The following is a 17,752-nucleotide window of genomic DNA, read 5'->3' as shown; positions in this document are numbered from 1 at the left end:
TTCACGGTGGTGGCCGACGATGCTCACTGCATGCGTCCCGTACACATCTGTCTCGCCGTCCTCGTCGCCGCCGTCTGGGGCGTGAACTTCACCGTCATCGAGGTCGGCCTCGACCACTTCCCGCCGCTGCTCTTCTCGGCCCTGCGCTTCCTGGTGGCGGCGCTGCCCGCGGTCTTCTTCGTGGGGCGGCCCAAGGTCGCCTGGAAGTGGATCGTGGCGGTCGGACTCGCCCTCGGTGTGGCGAAGTTCGGGCTGCTCTTCGTCGGCATGGACGCGGGCATGCCCGCCGGCCTGTCGTCGCTCGTGCTGCAGATCCAGGCCGTGTTCACGGCCCTGTTCGCCATGGTTGTGCTGGGCGAGCGGCCCGGACGTGTCCGTGTCGCGGGCATGGTGGTGGCCCTCGGCGGCGTCGCGGTCGCCGCGGTGGACGAGGGCGCGTCCGGGCCGCTCCTCGCCTTCGCGCTGGTCATCGCGGCCGCCGCCTGCTGGGGCGTCTCCAACGTCCTGACCCGCAAGGCGTCCCCGCCGGACTCGCTCAACTTCATGGTGTGGGTCAGTACGGTCCCGGTCCTGCCGCTGCTCCTGCTGTCCCTGCTCACCGAGGGCCCGTCCGCGGACCTCGCCGCCCTGCGCTCCCTCGACTGGCAGGGCGCGGGCGTCATCGTCTACGTCGCCTGGATCACCACGGTCTTCGGCTTCGGCGCCTGGGGCTGGCTGCTCCGCCGCCATCCGGCCTCCACGGTCGCGCCCTTCTCGCTCCTCGTGCCCGTCTTCGGGATGTCGGCGGCTGCGCTGTTCCTGGGCGAGCCGGTGAGCCCGCTGCGGTGGTGCGCGGCGGCGCTGCTGGTGGGCGGGGTGGCGCTGACGTCGCTCGCCGGGGCCGGGGGGAGCCGCCAGGCGAAGGCGATTCTTCCGGTGGAGGTCGCACCCCCGGCCAAGTCGCCGGCACTGGCCGAGTAACGGCCTCCTACGAGTGAGGCGTTCACCTGTGCGGAGGCGTCGCCACGCTCAGGCGACGGTGTCGCCTGCTGCCGGCCTGCCGCCGCGGGGGAGTGTCCGGTTGTACCGCTCCAGGTAGGCGGCGAAGCGCACCAGGTCACTCGTGCCCCAGTCGCCCAGGCGGTCGTCGAACATCGCCTGGCGGCTGCGGGCTGCCGCCGCCAGGGCGCTGTACCCGGCCTCGGTCACCTCGAGGATCTGCGCACGGTGGTCGCGGGGGTCCGGCCGGCGCGCGAGCAGGCCCATTCTCAACAGGGCCGAGACCTGCCTGCTGACCGTGGACTTGTCGAGCATGTAATGCGCCGCGAGATCGGTCGCGTTGCAGCCTCGCTGGTCGCTCACGTGCGTCAGGATCGTGTGCGTGACGAGGGAGAGCTCCGGGTGCAGCTGGGCGGCTGCGGCGCGAGCCCGCCGGGTGAGTGCGATCACCTCTCGCGCGATCGCCTGACTGGCGGTCTCCCGGGCGAGGCTCTCCTCGCTCACGTCGCTCACGTCGCTCATAGGCACCCCTCTCGCGACCATCTAGTTGTATGATACAACAGAATGTAGTTGTATGGCCCATCTAGGCGCAGACGCTGCAGGACAAGGCCGGTGACGCGCTCGACATCCGCACGGTCGCCTCGCGCGACGCCGCGGTCTCCCGGCTGCAGGAGCGCGAGGTGTCCGGCGCCTTCGTCCCGAGCGCCGGGCATCCGGAGCTGCTGATCGCCAAGGGCGGCTCCGAGACCACGGCCACCGTCGTGCAGAAGGTGTTCACGCAGGTCGCCGCGGCGGAGCATCGGCCCCTCGAGGTCACCGACGTCGTCTCGCTGGGCGAGAACGACCCGACCGGTCAGGCGCTGTTCTTCCTGCTCGTCGCCGTCAGCATCGGCTCCTATGCGTCGGTGGCCGTCATCGGCGGCGCGGGCGCTGTCCTCGCCACCGGAATCCGGGCGCTCATCGGAGTGGGAACCTCGTTCGTCGTGAGCATCCTCGGGCTGCTCTTCGCAGGCCCCGTCTTCGGCTTCGTCGACCACGACCTCGCCGCAGTCTGGGCTCTGTCCTGGCTGTACTCGCTGGGCATCGTCTGGGTCGGGACCGGCCTGCACACGTTCTTCAAGCGCTGGACGACGCTCAGCATGACGATCATGTTCGTGGCGCTGAACTTCACCTCGTGCGGCGGAATCTTCGAACCGGCGCTCCAGCCGGGGTTCTTCGGCGCTCTGCACGCGTTCTGGAACGGAGCCGGGTTCCTCGAGGCGGCACGGAACATCGTGTACTTCGACGGCCTCGACGTCGGAGGGTACGTCCTGCGGCTCGCGCTCTGGGTCGTGGCCGGAGCGTTGCTCCTCGTTGCCGCCTATGCCTTCGAACGGCGGGGCAAGCGGCCCGCCGCGGCGACTCCCCAGCCCACCGCGGCAGAACCCGCGCGCGCGGACGGCTCCGTACCGCCCGCCGTACCCGCGCCCGCGGCGGTGTCTGCAGCGCAGCGGGCCGCACACCCGTCCGCACGCCCGTCCGGCGTGCAGCGGCTCTCCCCGCAGGCCGCCGCCGCGACCGGATGGAGCCACGCGTACTACCACGGTGATCGGAAGCTGGAGGAGGAACTCGAGGAGAACGCCCCGGCCTAGGTCCGTGGCGTGCCCTGCGAGCCGGTCACGCGGACTCGTTGAGCAGGCGTGCGAGGTGCGTCCTGCCCGGCCCCAGCAGGCCGGGCAGCGGCGCCGCGGCCTCGTACCAGCGCTTCTCGTACTCCCAGCACAGCCAGCCGTCCCAGCCGTTCCGGCTGAGGATGTCCACCAGTTCGGTGAGCGGCAGGACGCCGGCGCCGAGCGGCAGGGGTGTCGTGTCCTCGGCTGACGCGATGTCCTTGACCTGGACGTAGCCGAGATACGGCGACAGCGCGGCGTACGTCTCGGAGGGCTGCTCTCCGCCGAGCCAGGTGTGCATCACGTCCCACAGGGCGCCGAGGCGGCGATGGCCCACCTGGCCGAGGACGCGGGTGGCGGCGGCGCCCGTGCGGTGCGAGTCGTGGGTCTCCAGGAGGATGCGTACGCCCAGGTCGCCGGCGTACTCCACGGCGGTGCCCAGCCGGCGGGCGGCCGTCGCGTCGGCCTCCTCGGCGGTCTGCTTCGTGCCGCCGCCGGGGAAGACGCGGATGAACGGCGCGCCGAGGTCCCGGGCGAGTTCCAGCAGGCCGCGGATCTCCGCGAGCACCGGCTCGTCCTCGCCGGGCGCCGCCACGCGCGCGTACCCCGCGATTCCCAGGATCTGGATGCCGGCCGCCTTGAACTCGGCGGCGACGTCGGCCCGTTCGGTGAGGACGATGCCCGGGTGGACCGGCTCCTCCTCGTGGGCGCGTAGTTCGACGCCGTGGTAGCCGTGCTCGGCCGCGAGCCGTACCACGTCGGGGATGGGAAGCCCCGGCACGCCGAGGGTGGAGAAGGCCAGTTTCACCGTTGTTCACCTCGCTGGGGCGGGCCGGGTGTGCGCGAGGACGGGCATGCCCGACCGGGTTCCATGGGCTCGCCCGGAAGGGCGGGACCCGATCCGGACCCTACCGCTCCTAGCGATGTTGGCCAGTGTTGGCCGACTCGCATGATTCCGGACAGGTGGTCCGGTGACCTCGCGAACGGTCTTCGAGATCGGGGAACAGCACGAGTTGGTCACCTCGGCACGGTCGGGTCTTGCCGCCTCCGTTTGGCGTGCCCGCTGTCCTGGGTGGGCTCGTGGTCCCGCGTGGCCTGGGAACGAATACAGCCTGGCCGGTAGCTCTCCGCTCCACCATCCTCTGGTGGTGGGCGGTCACACCTGGCCGACGCCGGATTCGGTGTCCCAGGCCACGCCGGCCGATCGCCACCGCGGCTGCGTGGTGTCGCGTGACGTTGGTCTTGTTCTGGTCTTGGAGTGGGGTCTTCCAGTGCTGGCCGCCCCACTTGCTGGTGTATGCAGGGTCGACAGCGATGACGACGAGTCCGGCGTGGAAGGTCATGCCGCGCAGGCGTTCACGGAATCGGGCGGTGGGGATACCAGCCACGGTGCGGCGGAACTTCTTGCCTCGCCTGCCTCGCCCCATAGTCTCCCGTCCAACCTGGCGGGCGTCATCGAAGCCGAGGTTCTCCACTGCGATTCCGACGCAGTGGTGCTCCTTCGCGATGGTGATCAGGTTGCTGATCGCTGCCCTCAACCTGCCGTCGCGCTGGCTGGCCGGGCCGGTCAGGTCGAGCGGGATGGTGATGGGCTCGCCGATGGGGTTGCCGTGCTGGTCGAGCACGTAGGCGGCGAGGTGGTCGGCGTTCAGGTCGATGCCGAGCATCCGCTCACCGAACTGCCTGATCTCTTCGGGGCAGGGGAGGACGGCCTTGTCGGCGGACCAGGAGGCATCGAGGTACCAACGGTCCCGGGTCGGCTCGTGGACGAAGTCGTACCGAACGGCACAGTGCGCCTCCACGCGGTCGAGCCATTCTTGGCGCCGGTGGTGGAAGAAGACGGCGCAGGAGAGCTTGTACCTGCCTCTCGGTGCGTTCGCCAGGTGCCTGAGCGGCTCCGGCAGCACGAGTGTCACCGAGCCGTCAGCCGGGTCGACGGTGATGGTGTAGTTGCCGTACGGTGCACCGCTCTCGCCATCGGCGGTGAGGAACAACCGCTCGGCTTCCCACCGCTGACCCCACTCGGCCGCAGTGAGATGGGCCTTCTCCAGGTTGTGCCGGATCCTGGCCAGGCGCCGGCCGCCGACCACAATGCTCGGACGCCCCGCGTCGATCCGCTGCTCAACGCGGGCGAGTCGGGCCTTGAGGACCTGCAGGCGGCGCTGCTTCTGGAAGCGTTCGTTCTGATCGGCGTAGCCGCGCACCTTCCCCTTGCGCTGCCCGCAGGGGACCGCGAGGCGCTTGCTGATGGTGCGGATGGCTCGGCGCAGACTGGCCCGCTCATCGAACAGTACCCGCATCGACAGCTGGTACTGATCCTCGCTTGCCCTGGTCATGGCCCCCGCCCAACGCGAAGAGGACGCCGCGGTCAGTTTCTTCTTCCGCTCCGCACGGCGGGTGTCCTTAGCCTTGACCTTGCCGATACGGATGCGCTCGGCCAGGTCAGCCCGCTGGTGGCGGCCGTTGTGCTCGCCCACCTGGCGCAGAACCTCGGCCTCTTCGCCGGTCAGCGGAAGACGGTCCCGGATACGGGCCCCGGACGGCGCGGCAACGGTGAAGGGGGCCGCGATCATGCGCAGTTCGCGCTTCCTGCGGAGCTTCGGCACGACCACGTCCCCCTTTCCTCGCTAGGTTCCTCAACCGGCAGTCCAGAGCCTATATGTGACCTGCAGTGGCCTACAAATTAGCCTCTTCGAGAGTGGACTTGACGGCCTGAGTGAGGGCGCGGGCCTTCGCCGACCGCGAGCCGTACAAGCGCCCGGAGAAGGAGGTGACCACCGCCAGCGTGTCCCGCACCAGATCATTGCCCTCGCCGCCATCCAGCCCCTCGTCCCCACCGGCGATCTCCAACCGCACACCCCACGACGGCAGTACCACTTCCGCCAGCAGCGCGGTGCCGAACCGGGCCAGCCGCTCCTCGTGTGTGACCAGCAGCGTTGTCACCCTGTCGCCCTGGCAGGCCCGCAAAGCCCGCCGCAGCCCCTTGCGCTTGTCCGACAGGCCGGAGGCCACATCGGTGAACACCCCAGCGATCGGACGGTCGCCGGCTGCTTCCCGCAGCCGCTCCCCCTGCCGCTCCAAGTCCCCCTCGGCCCGCTGCTGATGGGAAGACACGCGCCCGTACAGCACCACCGCCCCCGAACGCTCCACCGGCCGACCTCGACGACGAGCAACCGCATCCAGGTCCCCCACGCGGAAGATCCTCCGGCCGCCTGGTGACCGCCGGTCTTCCAGAACGCCTTCGAGGGTGTAGCGGCGCAACGTCCGCGTCGACACCCCGAGCCGCTTCGCAGCCTTCCCGGCAGAGATCCAATCGTCAGCCTTCTCACTCATGTGAGTGACTATATGACCAACTGTGGCCTACAACTGAATCGACAGTTATCTACCCGTCACCCGGCGTCCCGTGCAGAGCCAGCCGCCAGTCCTGCCCCACCAGATCGGCCCCGAACGAGCGGTGCGGCTTCTCCGCGACCAGGACGAAGCCGTGCCGCTGGTAGATCCGGCGAGCCGCGGTCAGGACGTCGTTCGTCCACAGCACCAGGTCCCGGTAGCCCACGCTCCGCGCGAAGTCGACGCACGCGCGCACCAGCTTGTCGCCGATGCCGAGGCCGCGCGCGTCCGGCTCGACGAGCAGCAGCCGCAGCCGCGCCGTGGCGGGTGCCGCGTCGCGTACGCACATCACGCAGCCCACCGGGCGCCCGTCGAGTTCGGCGATCCACACCCGCTCCAGATACGGGTCGTGGTCCTCGGCGAAGTCGGCGACGATACGGGCCACCAGGCCTTCGTAGTCGGTGTTCCAGCCGTACTCGGCGGCGTACAGCGCGGCGTTGCGCTGCACCATCCAGCCCAGGTCGCCCGGTCCTCGCTCGCGCAGCACCACGTCCTCGGCCCGCGGCGGACGGCCACCGGACAGCAGCTCGCGGACGGTGCGCAGCGCTTCGGCGAGCCTCTGCCGCTCACCGGCCGGCACGGTCGCGAGGAGCGACGCCACGGCCTGGCTCGAACGCTCGTCGAGCAGCGCGGCCGTCTCGCGCCCGCGCGCGGTCAGCGTGACCTGCCGGCGCCGCGTGTCCCGCTCCGACGGGGCCCGTTCGATCAGCCCGTCCTTCTCGAACCTGGCGAGGATCCGGCTCAGGTACCCGGCATCGAGAGAGAGCTCGGCCCGCAGATCGGCGGCTTCGGTACGCGGAGAGTGCGCGAGCTCGTACAGCACGCGCGACTCGGTCAGCGTGTACGGCGCGTACAGGTGGCGGCCGTAGTCCAGCGCGCCGATGAGGTTCGTGTAGAAGCGGTTGAACGAGCGGATGTCGTGCACGGTCATGGGACACCTGCCTCGCGGTCGCCCGTGTCGCCCTGGCTGTGAGGTCGCCTTCGGCGCAGGCGCGAAACCGTTGACTCAGTCAGAGAATACGGTCAGGCGCGGAGGGCCGCTACGGCCTCGACGAGCCCGTCCTATCAGCAGGTCCCGCAAGGTGCTCGGATACAGTACGCATGCGTCGTAGATCACCACGAAGGCCACGGTTCAGATCAGCCCCATCTCCTGGTTCAGGGCCGTGAGTTCGTCTGCCGCCTCACGTCGGGCCTGGTCGTCGCGGCGGCGGTACTCCAGCAAGGACTCGGCCCGGATCCTTCGGTGCGTGCCCACTGTCCGGTACTCGATCTCTCCTGCCTTGAGCAGACCGATGAGAAACGGTCTCGAGACGTTGAGCAGATCGGCGGCTTGCTGCGTGGTGAGCTCCGCGTGCGACGGAACCACCGACACCGCCCGGCCCGCCGCCATATGCGCGAGCACGGTGGCGAGCAGTTCTACGGCTCCCCTGGGCAGGGTCAAGGCGTCCGACTCGCCCTCGACGACCGCCCGGACCACGGACTCGCGCTCATGCTCAGCGAGAAACTTCTTCACTCGCCGCAGCGCGAGAGCCGCGGCCTCGGCCTCCTCCAGGCCGTTTGCACCGTGCCGGTCAACGGCGGATGCTGCCATCGCTAACGCCTCCCACCTGGAATCCTGCTATCCGAAGTATCTGAAATATTCGAAACGATCGCAAGCGTAGGCGCATATGTCCACCCCATGGGTCGGTCGACGGCGGCAACGCCACACACTCCGGTGCCGACGAACCGCTGGCGCCGTTTGTCACCCTCGTGGCGCCGCCGTAGACCCCCGAACCATCAGTTCCCCCTGCACCGTCGCGATCCCGCCCGGCGGCCGCTCCTCCCGCCCCATCGCGATCCGTCCCGCCCGTGCCCCCGCCGCGGCCAGCGGCAGCCGTACCGTCGTCAGGGCCGGCACCGCGTCGATGCTGAACGGCAGGTCGTCGAAGCCTGCCACCGACACGTCGTCCGGGATGCGCAGGCCCTCGTCGCGCAGGGCCGCGCAGGCGCCGAGGGCGACCGTGTCGTTGGCGGCCACGATGGCGGTCAACGAGCGGTCGCGGCGCAGGAGTTCGAGCGTCGCGTCGTACCCGGAGCGGCGGTCGTACGGCCCGTGCACGGTGAGCCGGGGGTCGTCCTCGATGCCGTGCGCGGCCAGCGCGTCGCGGTGGCCTTCCAGCCGGTGCCGGGTGGTGGTGCGCTCCTCGGGTCCCGCGATGTAGGCGATACGGCGGTGCCCGAGCGCGATCAGATGCTCAGTGAGCCGTTGCCCGCCGCCGCGGTTGTCGAAGGTGATCGCGACCGCGTCGGTGCCGGGGACCGGCGGCCGCCCGCAGAGCACCACGCGCGTGCCCGCGTCCGCGAGCCTGCGCAGCTTCGCGGACACCGCTTCGACGTGCGCCGGGTTCTCGACCGCGCCACCGGTGAGGACCACGGCCGCGGCCCGCTGCCGCTGCAGCAGGGTCAGATACGTGATCTCGCGCTCCGGCGAGCCCCCCGTGTTGCACACGACGGCCAGCCGTTCACCGCCCGCGCGCCCGTCCGGCTGCCCCCCGATCTCCGACTGGACCGCGCCCGCCATGATCCCGAAGAAGGGGTCGGCGATGTCGTTGACGAGGATGCCGACCAGGTCTGACGTGGCCGCGGCAAGCGCGCTGGCGGGGCCGTTGAGGACGTAGTCGAGCTCGTCGACCGCGCGCAGCACCCGCTCCCGCGTCTTCGCGGCCACCGGGTAGTTGCCGTTGAGCACGCGGGAGACGGTGGCGGGGGAGACCTGCGCGCGCGCCGCCACGTCCGCGAGGGTCACAGTCATCTGGTCGTCCTCCGGTGCTTGTCCGAGCCCATGTGCACAGGTCGCCCTCCGGTACTTGTACGAGGTACTTGTCCGAGCCGCTGTGCAGAGGCTAGCTTCTTACCCTATAGAAAGCGCTTGCTACGTAGCTGCGGACGCTCGCCGTGCGCGGACAGGGCGTACGGGCCGTACGGAGGGAAACTCGTGACACGCAAGACGGTGCGCATCGCCATGAACGGCGTGACAGGACGCATGGGCTATCGCCAGCACCTGGTCCGCTCGATCCTCGCCATTCGCGAGCAGGGCGGCCTCGACCTCGGCGACGGCACCGTGCTGTGGCCCGAGCCGGTCCTCGTCGGCCGCCGCGAGCACGCGCTGAAGGCGCTTGCCGAACAGCACGGCCTGGACCAGGCGAACATCTCGACCGACCTGGACGCCGTCCTCGCCGACGAGACGATCGACATCTACTTCGACGCCCAGGTCACCTCGGCCCGCGAGGAGGCGATCAAGAAGGCGATCGCGGCGGGCAAGCACATCTACACCGAGAAGCCCACCGCCACCGGTCTGGACGGTGCCCTGGAGCTGGCGCGCCTGGCTGAGGCGGCCGGGATCAAGCACGGCGTCGTCCAGGACAAGCTGTTCCTGCCGGGCCTGCTGAAGCTGAAGCGGCTCATCGACGGCGGCTTCTTCGGCCGGATCCTCTCCATCCGCGGCGAGTTCGGCTACTGGGTCTTCGAGGGCGACTGGCAGGAGGCGCAGCGCCCGTCCTGGAACTACCGGGCCGAGGACGGCGGCGGCATCGTCGTCGACATGTTCCCGCACTGGGAGTACGTCCTGCACGAGCTGTTCGGCCGCGTGAAGTCCGTCCAGGCCCTTACCGCCACGCACATCCCGCAGCGCTGGGACGAGCAGGGCAAGCCGTACGACGCCACGGCCGACGACGCCGCGTACGGCATCTTCGAGCTCGAGGGCGGCACGATCGCGCAGATCAACTCCTCCTGGGCGGTCCGCGTCAACCGCGACGAGCTCGTCGAGTTCCAGGTCGACGGCACCGAGGGCTCCGCGGTCGCGGGCCTGCGCAAGTGCCGCGTCCAGCACCGCAGCGCCACGCCGAAGCCGGTGTGGAACCCGGACATCCCGGCCACCGAGGTCTTCCGCGACCAGTGGCAGGAGGTTCCGGACAACGCCGAGTTCGACAACGGCTTCAAGGCCCAGTGGGAGCTCTTCCTCAAGCACATCTACGCCGACGCGCCCTACCACTGGGACCTGCTCGCCGGCGCCCGCGGTGTCCAGCTCGCCGAGCTCGGCCTGAAGTCGGCGGCCGAGGGCAGCCGCCTCGAGGTTCCGGAGATCGCGCTGTGACCATCCGCCTGCCCGACGCGACCGGCGCCCTGCGCGCCTACGAGCCGCGCACCGAACCCTCCGTGTTCACCCCCGGCGGCGCCCCGCTCGCCTCCCGCACGGTCTTCTCCGCCGCGCACGTGGTCGCCGACCCGTTCGCGGACGTGTCCCCGGACTCCCCGGCGGCCGTCGACTGGGACGCCACCCTCGCCTTCCGCCGCCACCTGTGGTCGCACGGTCTCGGCGTCGCCGAGGCCATGGATACCGCCCAGCGCGGCATGGGCCTGGACTGGGCCGGGGCCGCCGAACTGATCAAGCGGTCCTCCGCCGAGGCCAAGGCCGTCGGCGGCCGGATCGCGGCCGGTGTCGGCACCGACCAGCTCACCGCGCCCGCCACCTCGCTCGACGACGTCGTGGCCGCGTACGAGGAGCAGCTGGCGGTCGTCGAGGAGGCCGGCGTCCAGCCCATCCTCATGGCCTCGCGCGCCCTCGCGGCCGTCGCCAAGGGCCCCGAGGACTACCTGGACGTCTACGGGCGGCTGCTGCGCCAGTCCGCGGAGCCCGTCGTCCTGCACTGGCTCGGCCCGATGTTCGACCCGGCGCTCGAGGGCTACTGGGGCTCGTCCGACCTGGACGCGGCCACCGACACCTTCATCGAGGTCATCGCCGCCCACCCGGACAAGGTCGACGGCATCAAGATGTCCCTCCTGGACGCGGGCCGCGAGATCGGCGTGCGCCGCCGCCTCCCGAAGGGCGTGCGCTGCTACACGGGCGACGACTTCAACTACCCGGAGCTGATCGCCGGCGACGAGCAGGGTTTCAGCCACGCCCTCCTCGGCATCTTCGACCCGCTGGGCCCGCTCGCGGCGGAGGCGGTACGGGTCCTCGACACGGGCGACGTGAAGGGCTTCCGGGCCCTCCTCGACCCGACCGTCGAGTTGTCCCGCCACCTCTTCCAGGCGCCGACCCGCTTCTACAAGACCGGCGTGGTCTTCCTGGCGTGGCTGGCCGGGCACCAGGAGCACTTCACGATGGTCGGCGGCCTCCAGTCGGCCCGCTCCCTCCCGCACTTCGCCCGGGCGTACGAACTGGCCGACAGCCTGGGCCTGTTCCCGGACCCGGCCCTCGCCGAGGCCCGTATGAAGTCCCTGCTCAACGTCTACGGAGTCCAGCAGTGACCGAACCGCTGACCGACCTCAGCCGCTTCAGCATCAACCAGATGACGGTCAAGCAGCTCACGCTGCCCGAGCTGGTCTCCGCGTGCGTCGACCTCGGCGTGCCGGGCGTGGGCCTGTGGCGCGAACCGGTGCAGCAGTACGGCGTGGAGGCGGCCGCCAAGCTCGTACGGGACGCGGGCCTCACCGTCACCACCCTGTGCCGGGGCGGCTTCCTCACGGCGATCGACCCCGTCGAGCGGGCGGAGGCGCTGGGCGACAACCACGCGGCGATCGACGAGGCCGCCACGCTCGGCACGGACACGCTGGTCCTGGTCTGCGGCGGCCTCCCCGCCGGCAGCAAGGACCTCCACGGGGCCCGCGAGCGCATCGCGGACGCGCTCGCCGTGCTCGCCCCGTACGCGGCCGAGCGCGGCGTCCGCCTCGCGATCGAGGCGCTGCACCCGATGTACGCGTCCGACCGCTGCGTGGTCTCCACGCTCGGGCAGGCCCTCGACCTGGCCGAACGCTTCCCCGCCGAGCAGGTCGGGGTCACCGTCGACACGTACCACATCTGGTGGGACGACCAGGCGGCCGCACAGATCGCCCGGGCCGGGGCCGCGGGCCGGATTCACTCCTTCCAGCTCGCCGACTGGACGACTCCGCTGCCGGAAGGCGTCCTCAACGGCCGCGGCCAGATCGGCGACGGCGCGATCGACATGCGGGAGTGGCGCGGCTACGTCGAGGCCGCCGGGTACACCGGCCCCATTGAGGTCGAGCTCTTCAACGACGGGCTGTGGGCGCGGGACGGAAAGGAGGTCCTGGCCGAGACGGCGGAGCGGTTCGTGCGGTACGCGTGACAGGCGTCGCGCCGGGACGGCGGTGACCGGGAGCGTCAGTAGTAACCGGTCTCGCCGTCGAGCAGCTCACGGATGGCGTCCAGGTGACCGGCGTGCCGTGCGGTCTCCTCGATCATGTGGATCACCATCCACCGCAGGTTGGCGGAGGCCGAACGGAAGTCGGGATGGCGGCCCACTTCGTCCAGGGAGTGGGCCGCGATGATCTCGTTGGAGACGGCGCATTGGCGCTCGTACTCATCGAGGAGCTGGTCGAGGGGGGTGCCGTCGACGCGCATGTCGGCGTCCTCCGGGTCCTCCAGGAACTGGGGGCCGTCGGCCGGCCCGCCCAGGAACAGCACCTCGAACCAGGTCTGTTCGGTCCACCGCAGGTGGGAGATGACGCCCGCCATCGTCATCAGCGGAGACGACGGGAGGACGGCGCGGTGCGTGTCCTTGTCCGACAGGCCCTTGCACTTCCACCGCACGATGGAACGCTGCAGGTCAAGCCAGCCGATCAGGGCGGTCCGCTCGTCCGCGGTGAAGGGGGGACGCTCATGGGAAGGCGACATGGACGTCGACGTTACCGAGGCTCCGTCCCGGGCGCAGTTGGTTTTTCGCCGCCTGCGGGCTGGCCGGAATTTTCTTGCGGACCCGTGCAACCCTTCCCGGCGGTCGCTGGTCTACTTGGCGTCAGGACTTCTGGAGGGGGATCTGGGGGGATCGCGGGGTTCTGACATGGGGGTGGGAACGAGGGGGTCTGATCGACGGATCAGGCCCCCTCGAGAGTTTTCCCGGGCAACTCGGTGATGCGGTGGTCAGAAGAAGACGCCGCAGCGCAGCAGCACATTCGCGTACGGCCGCGCCTCGCCGGTGCGGACCACCAGGCGGGCGTCCGCCGACATCGCCTTCAACTCCTCGTGCGCGACCAGCTCCAGCTCGGGGAAGGACGTCTCCAGGAGCCGCGTCGCCGACGGGTTCGCGTCCCGTACCTCGTGTGCGGCGACCGCGCCCTCCACGACCAGTTCGGCCAGCAGGCCGTCCAGTACCTCCGCGAAGGACGGGACGCCGGCCCGGAAGGCGAGATCGACGACCCTCGGGCCCGGCGGGATCGGCATTCCGGCGTCGCAGACGAGGACGCCGTCGCCGTGGCCGAGTTCGGCGAGGGCACCCGACAGGTGGCGGTTGAGAATTCCGGCCTTCTTCACAGAGCTTGTGTCTCCTCAAGGGTGGGGAAGGACGCCTGCGCGCCCTCCCTCGTGACCGCCGCCGCACCCACGCGCACCGCGAAGGCGGCGGCCGTCGGCAGGTCGTCGCCGAGGCCGAGGCGCCAGGCCAGGGCCGCCGTGAAGGCGTCGCCGGCACCCGTGGTGTCCACGGCGGCGACCTGCACTGACGGCACGCGGACGGCCGACTCGCCGTCCGCCACCAGGGCACCCTCCGCGCCCAGCGTGACGACGACCGAGCGCGGGCCCAGGGCCAGCAGGCCGTCCGCCCACTCCTCCGGAGCGTCGCCCGCCGAGCCGCCCAGGATCACGCGCGCCTCGTGCTCGTTGACGACCAGCGGATCGCAGGCCGCAAGCACCTCGGCGGGCAGCGGCGCCGGGGGCGACGGGTTCAGTACGAAACGGCTGCCGTCGGCGAGGCTCCGTACGACCTCGGCGACCGTGTCCAGCGGGATCTCCAGCTGCGCCGAGACGACCCGCGCCGAAGAGAGCAGGACCTTCGCGGCCCGCACGTCCTCGGGCGCCAGGCGGGCGTTGGCGCCGGGCGACACCACGATGCTGTTGTCGCCCGACGGGTCCACCGTGATCAGCGCCACCCCGGTGGGTGCGCCGCCGGTGAGGACGCCGACGGTGTCCACTCCGGCCGCACGCTGCGAGTCCAGCAGCAGCCGTCCGTGCGCGTCGTCCCCGACCCGGGCCAGCAGGGCCGTACGAGCCCCGAGGCGGGCGGCGGCGACCGCCTGGTTCGCGCCCTTGCCGCCCGGGTGGACGGCCAGGTCGGACCCGAGCACCGTCTCACCGGGGCCGGGGCGGCGGTCGACACCGATCACCAGGTCGGCGTTGGCCGACCCTACGACCAACAGGTCGTAGTCGTACATGAACCCTCTCCCTACGCCGGTCGGTTGACTCATCCGGTGAAGCCGTCCACGTTCTGCGACGTGACGACCTTCACCGGCACCTTCACCGTCTCCGAGACCTTCTCGCCCTCGGCCGCCTTCAGGGCGTTCTCGACCGCGATCCGGCCGAGCTCCTTGGGCTGCTGGGCCACCGACGCGTAGAGCGTGCCCGCCTTGACCGCCTTCAGACCGTCCGGGGTGCCGTCGAAGCCGACGACCGCGACCGACGTACCGGCCTTGCTGCCCAGCGCCTTGATCGCGCCGAGCGCCATCTCGTCGTTCTCGGCGAAGACGCCGTCCACGTCCGGGTGGGCCTGCAGCATGTTCGTCATCACGTCGAGGCCCTTGGTGCGGTCGAAGTCCGCGGGCTGCTTGGCCAGGACCTTGATGCCCGGGTAGGCCTTCAGGCCCTCGGCGAAGCCCGCGCCGCGCTCGCGGCTGGCCGACGTACCGGCCTGACCCTGCAGGATGACGATCTCGCCCTGGCCGCCCAGCTTCTCGGCCAGCGTCTTCGCGGCGAGCCTGCCGCCCGCGACGTTGTCGGAGGCGACGAGCGCGGCCGTGTCGGCCTTGTTGACGCCGCGGTCGACGCCGATCACCGGGATGCCGGCCTTGTTCGCGGCCCGCACCGCCGGGCCCGCGGCGTCCGAGTCCACTGGGTTGACGATGATCGAACCGAGGCCCTCGCTGGTGAAGTTCTGCAGCTGGTTTGCCTGCTGGGACGCGTCGTTCTGGGCGTCCGTGACGGTCAGGTCGGCGCCCGCCTTCTTCGCGGCCTCCTGCGCGCCCTCACGGATCTGCACGAAGAACGGGTTGTTGAGGGTCGACAGGGACAGGCCCAGCTTCTGGTTCGCGGGGGACGAGCCGCTGTTGAAGAGGGACATCGCGCCCAGGACGGCCGCAACGAGGACCGCGGCGAGGGCGAACTTCACAGCTTGCGGGCCCTTCTTGCCGGAGGCACCCGCACCACCGGCACCGGCCGCGACCGGCGTCGCCCCGGCCTTGCGCCGCACCGTGTCGAGGAGCACCGCCAGCGCGATGACGACACCGATGACGACCTGCTGCCAGAACGCGGACACCGAAAGGAGGTTGAGGCCGTTGCGCAGCACCGCCAGGATCAGCGCGCCGATGAGCGTGCCGGACGCCTTGCCCGTACCGCCCGCCAGACTGGCGCCGCCGATGACGACCGCGGCGATCGCGTCGAGCTCGTATCCCTGCGCGGCCTGCGGCTGCGCGGAGGACAGACGGGAGGCCAGGACGATGCCCGCGGCGGCGGCGAACAGACCCGACAGCGCGTAGATCGCCAGCTTCTGCTTCTTCACGCGCAGACCGGAGAGGCGGGCCGCCTCCTCGTTGCCGCCGATCGCGTACATGGAGCGGCCGATGTACGTACGGCCCAGGATCAGCGCCGTGATCAGGCCCATCACGATCATGACGAGGACCGGGACGGGCAGCCAGCCGCCGAGCGTGTCGCCGAGGTGCGAGACCGAGTCGGGGAAGGCGATCGGGCTGCCTTGCGAGATCACCAGGGACAGACCGCGGCCGACCGACAGCATGGCCAGCGTCGCGATGAACGGCGGCAGCTTGCCGTACGAGATCAGGACGCCGTTGACCAGGCCGCAGGCGATGCCCGTGGCGATCGCGAGTATCACCGCGATCCAGACCGGCACGCCCTCCGAAGTCGCCGTCCAGGCAAGGACCGTGGCGGAGAGGGCGGCTACCGAGCCGACCGACAGGTCGATGCCCGCCGAGACGATCACGAAGGTCACGCCGAAGGCGAGGATGGCGGTCACGGCCGCCTGGACGCCGACGTTCAGCAGGTTCTGGGTGGTCAGGAAGTCGCCGGAGAGCAGCGACATCGCGATGACCAGGACGATCAGGGCGCTGAGCGCGCCGTTGTCGAGCAGGAGGCGGCGGACCGCCGAGGCGCCACTCGCGCCCGATGTGCTCTTGAGCGTGTCAGTGGCCACGGGGGGCCTCCTTTTCGGTGTTGCCGGTGTTCGTGCTGCCCGAGTTCGTGCTGACGGCGAGCGCCATGACGGCGTCCTGGGTGGCCTCGTCCGCGGAGAGTTCGCCCGCGATCCGGCCCTGGGCCATGACCAGCACCCGGTCGCTCATGCCGAGCACCTCGGGCAGGTCGCTGGAGATCATCAGGACGGCGGCGCCCGCGGCCGTCAGTTCGTTGACGAGCTGATAGATCTCGACCTTGGCGCCGACGTCGATGCCGCGCGTCGGCTCGTCGAGGATCAGCACCTTCGTGTTCGCAAGCAGCCACTTGCCGATGACGACCTTCTGCTGGTTGCCGCCGGACAGGGTGCGGACGTGCTGGCCGAGGCCCGCCATACGGACGCCGAGCTGCTCGGCGATCCGGGCGGCCGCGGTGCGCTGGGCCTTGCGGTCGACCAGTCCGCCGCGGGTCGCCGCACGCATCGTGACCAGACCGAGGTTCTCCTCCACGGAGGCGTCGAGGACGAGCCCCTGCCCCTTGCGGTCCTCGGGGACGAGTCCGATGCCGGCGGTCATGGCCGCGCCCACGTCGTGGCGCGGCACCTGCGCGCCCGCGACGTGCACCGAGCCCGTGTCGTACGGGTCGGCGCCGAAGACCGCGCGGACGACCTCCGTACGCCCCGCCCCCACGAGCCCCGCGATGCCGACGACCTCACCGGCCCGCACCTCGAAGCTCACGTCGTGGAAGACGCCGTCCCGGGTCAGCCCGCGCACGGACAGCAGGGCCTCGCCCGCGTCGGCACGCGCGCGTGGGTACTGCTGCTCGATGCTGCGGCCCACCATCAGCCGTACGAGCTCGTCCTCCGGAGTCGACGCGGGCACCTGGCCGACGCTCTTGCCGTCGCGGAGGACGGTCACGCGGTCGCCGAGAGCGGCGATCTCCTCCAAGTGGTGCGTGATGAAGACGATGCCGACGCCGTCCTCCCGCAGCTGACGCACGATACGGAAGAGCTTGTCGACCTCTTCGGAGGTGAGGACGGCGGTCGGCTCATCCATGATGAGCACACGCGCGTCGAGGCTCAGCGCCTTGGCGATCTCCACCATCTGCAGCCGCGCGATGCCGAGTTCACGCACCCGCGCGCGCGGGGAGACGTTCACGCCGACCCGCTCGAGGAGTACGGCGGCCTCGGCCTCCATCCGCTTCCGGTCGACCATCCCGAAGCGGCGCGGCTGGCGGCCCAGGAAGATGTTCTCGGCGACCGTCAGATCGGGGACCAGGTTGAACTCCTGGTAGATCGTGGCGATACCGAGTCGCTCCGCGTCCTGCGCGGCGTGGATACGGACTTCCTCGCCGTCTACCAGGACGCGGCCGGAGTCCGGGCGGTAGGCACCGGAGAGCATCTTGATGAGGGTGCTCTTGCCCGCGCCGTTCTCGCCGAGCAGGACATGCACCTCGCCGCGGCGGAGATCGAAGTCGACGCCGTCGAGCGCGACGACGCCGGGGAACGTCTTGCGTATCCCTTCGATACGCAGCAACTCGTCCGGGTTGCTCACGCGCTGCTCCT

17 protein-coding genes are annotated in these 17,752 nt (G+C 70.7%); 5 read left to right on the top strand and 12 right to left on the bottom strand.

Annotation, left to right across the window (positions count from 1 at the left end; all coding sequences use genetic code 11):
• Positions 1-30: 30 nt before the first annotated feature.
• A complete protein-coding gene (locus STSP_RS22045) occupies positions 31-960 on the top strand; it encodes an EamA family transporter (RefSeq protein WP_067280946.1) in 930 nt (309 codons plus the stop codon).
• 48 nt (positions 961-1,008) lie between these two features.
• Here the strand turns inward: STSP_RS22045 and STSP_RS22040 are convergent, their stop codons facing one another.
• Complete coding sequence (locus STSP_RS22040; protein ID WP_067280840.1) at positions 1,009-1,500, bottom strand: MarR family winged helix-turn-helix transcriptional regulator; 492 nt, start codon at positions 1,498-1,500, stop codon at positions 1,009-1,011.
• 158 nt (positions 1,501-1,658) lie between these two features.
• On the opposite strand from STSP_RS22040, the gene STSP_RS22035 reads away from it, so the two are divergent.
• A complete protein-coding gene (locus tag STSP_RS22035) occupies positions 1,659-2,609 on the top strand; it encodes a YhgE/Pip domain-containing protein (protein WP_067280838.1) in 951 nt (316 codons plus the stop codon).
• Positions 2,610-2,634: 25 nt separating this feature from the next.
• Here the strand turns inward: STSP_RS22035 and STSP_RS22030 are convergent, their stop codons facing one another.
• The 6 genes from STSP_RS22030 to STSP_RS22005 all read right to left on the bottom strand — a co-directional run bounded on the left by STSP_RS22030 (position 2,635) and on the right by STSP_RS22005 (position 8,808).
• Positions 2,635-3,435 (bottom strand): sugar phosphate isomerase/epimerase family protein, encoded by an 801-nt coding sequence (locus tag STSP_RS22030; RefSeq protein ID WP_067280835.1) that lies wholly within the window; start codon positions 3,433-3,435, stop codon positions 2,635-2,637.
• Positions 3,436-3,544: 109 nt separating this feature from the next.
• Positions 3,545-5,239: a hypothetical protein gene (locus STSP_RS22025; protein ID WP_232789746.1), complete on the bottom strand. Its 1,695-nt coding sequence runs from the start codon at positions 5,237-5,239 to the stop codon at positions 3,545-3,547.
• Between the two features lie 64 nt (positions 5,240-5,303).
• Complete coding sequence (locus STSP_RS22020) at positions 5,304-5,960, bottom strand: IS607 family transposase (protein ID WP_078067399.1); 657 nt, start codon at positions 5,958-5,960, stop codon at positions 5,304-5,306.
• 49 nt (positions 5,961-6,009) lie between these two features.
• Entirely contained in the window at positions 6,010-6,948 is a 939-nt protein-coding gene (locus STSP_RS22015; RefSeq protein WP_067280830.1) for a bifunctional helix-turn-helix transcriptional regulator/GNAT family N-acetyltransferase, read from the bottom strand.
• Positions 6,949-7,149: 201 nt separating this feature from the next.
• Complete coding sequence (locus STSP_RS22010) at positions 7,150-7,608, bottom strand: helix-turn-helix domain-containing protein (RefSeq protein ID WP_067280829.1); 459 nt, start codon at positions 7,606-7,608, stop codon at positions 7,150-7,152.
• Between the two features lie 150 nt (positions 7,609-7,758).
• Entirely contained in the window at positions 7,759-8,808 is a 1,050-nt protein-coding gene (locus tag STSP_RS22005; protein WP_067280826.1) for a LacI family DNA-binding transcriptional regulator, read from the bottom strand.
• A 183-nt stretch (positions 8,809-8,991) separates the two neighbouring features.
• Here STSP_RS22005 and STSP_RS22000 point away from each other — a divergent pair, with 183 nt between their 5' ends.
• From STSP_RS22000 to STSP_RS21990, 3 genes are read left to right on the top strand one after another with little or no spacing between them, the layout of a single operon-like run.
• Positions 8,992-10,149, top strand: a complete 1,158-nt coding sequence (locus STSP_RS22000; protein ID WP_067280825.1) for a Gfo/Idh/MocA family protein — start codon at positions 8,992-8,994, stop codon at positions 10,147-10,149.
• Positions 10,146-11,306, top strand: coding sequence for a dihydrodipicolinate synthase family protein (locus STSP_RS21995; protein WP_067280822.1), 1,161 nt, complete (start codon positions 10,146-10,148; stop codon positions 11,304-11,306). The genes STSP_RS22000 and STSP_RS21995 overlap by 4 nt, the downstream gene beginning before the upstream one ends.
• A gap of 41 nt (positions 11,307-11,347) precedes the next feature.
• Positions 11,348-12,142 carry a sugar phosphate isomerase/epimerase family protein gene (locus STSP_RS21990; RefSeq protein WP_067280941.1) on the top strand — a complete coding sequence of 265 codons (795 nt, stop codon included), beginning with the start codon at positions 11,348-11,350 and terminating at the stop codon, positions 12,140-12,142.
• Between the two features lie 35 nt (positions 12,143-12,177).
• Here STSP_RS21990 and STSP_RS21985 read toward each other — a convergent pair whose 3' ends face one another.
• From STSP_RS21985 to STSP_RS21965, 5 genes are all read right to left on the bottom strand, one after another.
• Positions 12,178-12,690 carry a DinB family protein gene (locus tag STSP_RS21985; protein WP_067280819.1) on the bottom strand — a complete coding sequence of 171 codons (513 nt, stop codon included), beginning with the start codon at positions 12,688-12,690 and terminating at the stop codon, positions 12,178-12,180.
• A gap of 246 nt (positions 12,691-12,936) precedes the next feature.
• Entirely contained in the window at positions 12,937-13,326 is a 390-nt protein-coding gene (gene rbsD / locus STSP_RS21980) for a D-ribose pyranase (protein ID WP_067280817.1), read from the bottom strand.
• Positions 13,323-14,222, bottom strand: coding sequence for a ribokinase (locus STSP_RS21975; protein WP_067280814.1), 900 nt, complete (start codon positions 14,220-14,222; stop codon positions 13,323-13,325). The genes rbsD and STSP_RS21975 overlap by 4 nt, the downstream gene beginning before the upstream one ends.
• Before the next feature lie 29 nt (positions 14,223-14,251).
• Positions 14,252-16,210, bottom strand: coding sequence for an ABC transporter permease/substrate-binding protein (locus tag STSP_RS21970; protein ID WP_067280811.1), 1,959 nt, complete (start codon positions 16,208-16,210; stop codon positions 14,252-14,254).
• Positions 16,200-17,741, bottom strand: a complete 1,542-nt coding sequence (locus STSP_RS21965) for a sugar ABC transporter ATP-binding protein (protein ID WP_067280807.1) — start codon at positions 17,739-17,741, stop codon at positions 16,200-16,202. The genes STSP_RS21970 and STSP_RS21965 overlap by 11 nt, the downstream gene beginning before the upstream one ends.
• Positions 17,742-17,752 lie beyond the last annotated feature (11 nt).

This window comes from Streptomyces jeddahensis (genome assembly GCF_001642995.1).
Classification (GTDB): domain Bacteria; phylum Actinomycetota; class Actinomycetes; order Streptomycetales; family Streptomycetaceae; genus Streptomyces; species Streptomyces jeddahensis.
Note: the sequence above shows the minus strand (reverse complement) of the source record. Positions and strands in the feature narration are given on the sequence as shown.

What these genes read in the sequence shown, in the direction of transcription:
- STSP_RS22005 (WP_067280826.1), bottom strand. Translation starts at nt 8,808, where the DNA reads ATGACTGTGACCCTCGCGGACGTGGCGGCGCGCGCGCAGGTCTCCCCC.
- STSP_RS22010 (WP_067280829.1), bottom strand. Translation starts at nt 7,608, where the DNA reads ATGGCAGCATCCGCCGTTGACCGGCACGGTGCAAACGGCCTGGAGGAG.
- STSP_RS22040 (WP_067280840.1), bottom strand. Translation starts at nt 1,500, where the DNA reads ATGAGCGACGTGAGCGACGTGAGCGAGGAGAGCCTCGCCCGGGAGACC.
- STSP_RS21985 (WP_067280819.1), bottom strand. Translation starts at nt 12,690, where the DNA reads ATGTCGCCTTCCCATGAGCGTCCCCCCTTCACCGCGGACGAGCGGACC.
- STSP_RS21975 (WP_067280814.1), bottom strand. Translation starts at nt 14,222, where the DNA reads ATGTACGACTACGACCTGTTGGTCGTAGGGTCGGCCAACGCCGACCTG.
- STSP_RS22020 (WP_078067399.1), bottom strand. Translation starts at nt 5,960, where the DNA reads ATGAGTGAGAAGGCTGACGATTGGATCTCTGCCGGGAAGGCTGCGAAG.
- STSP_RS22015 (WP_067280830.1), bottom strand. Translation starts at nt 6,948, where the DNA reads ATGACCGTGCACGACATCCGCTCGTTCAACCGCTTCTACACGAACCTC.
- STSP_RS21990 (WP_067280941.1), top strand. Translation starts at nt 11,348, where the DNA reads ATGACGGTCAAGCAGCTCACGCTGCCCGAGCTGGTCTCCGCGTGCGTC.
- STSP_RS22045 (WP_067280946.1), top strand. Translation starts at nt 31, where the DNA reads ATGCGTCCCGTACACATCTGTCTCGCCGTCCTCGTCGCCGCCGTCTGG.